Here is a 630-nt window from a genome sequence, read left to right on the forward strand (position 1 = left end):
GCCGCCGTGGTCGGCGCGCCGGACGACGACCTCGGCCAGGCGATCGTGGCGTACGTCGTTCCGGACGGTTCGGTGACGGGTGAACAGCTGACGGCCTTCGTGGCCGAGCGGCTCTCGGTGCACAAGCGGCCCCGGCGGGTGGTGCTGGTGCCCGAACTGCCCAGGAACGCCCTGGGGAAGGTGCTGAAGAAGCAGCTGCTGGCGGACTCGGCACACGGGTGACGGGCGGTCACCCGGCGCCGGGTCGGGTGACGGCCGCTCACCTTCCGTGAGCCTTCCTTTGGCGCACTCCACTGCGCACGGTGAGCGAACGCGTGCCTAACGTGACAAGCGGCGCGGCCGGGGCCGACGAGGCCCCGCGCTCCGCGTCCAGCGTTCAGCTCCCAGCGTTCGGCGCGATCGGCGCGCCCGGCGCGTTCAGCGAAGGAAGACAGCAGCATGACGACCGTCAACACCGGCGCACCTGGTGCCGCCGACGACGCGACCGGGCAGCACACCGCCGCCTCCTCCCCCCGTCCGACGGCGGGCTCCCGTCCCACCCGTGCGGGGCGGATCCGCCGGGGGATAGGCATGGTGGCCGTGATCGCGGCCGGCGCCGGCGTGATCGGCCTCGGCACCGGCGCGGGGACC

At 74.1% G+C, this 630-nt stretch carries 2 protein-coding genes; both read left to right on the plus strand.

The genetic code is table 11. The features are described from left to right. The coding region (locus ABD308_RS04825) for an AMP-binding enzyme (RefSeq protein ID WP_425554691.1) at positions 1 to 222 on the plus strand (222 nt) is incomplete at its 5' end. Positions 223 to 438: 216 nt separating this feature from the next. Next, positions 439 to 630, plus strand: a 192-nt coding sequence (locus ABD308_RS04830; protein ID WP_425554692.1) for a hypothetical protein, incomplete at its 3' end; no start/stop codon positions are given.

Origin of the sequence: Kitasatospora putterlickiae (genome assembly GCF_039527695.1) — a bacterium.
Classification (GTDB): domain Bacteria; phylum Actinomycetota; class Actinomycetes; order Streptomycetales; family Streptomycetaceae; genus Kitasatospora; species Kitasatospora putterlickiae.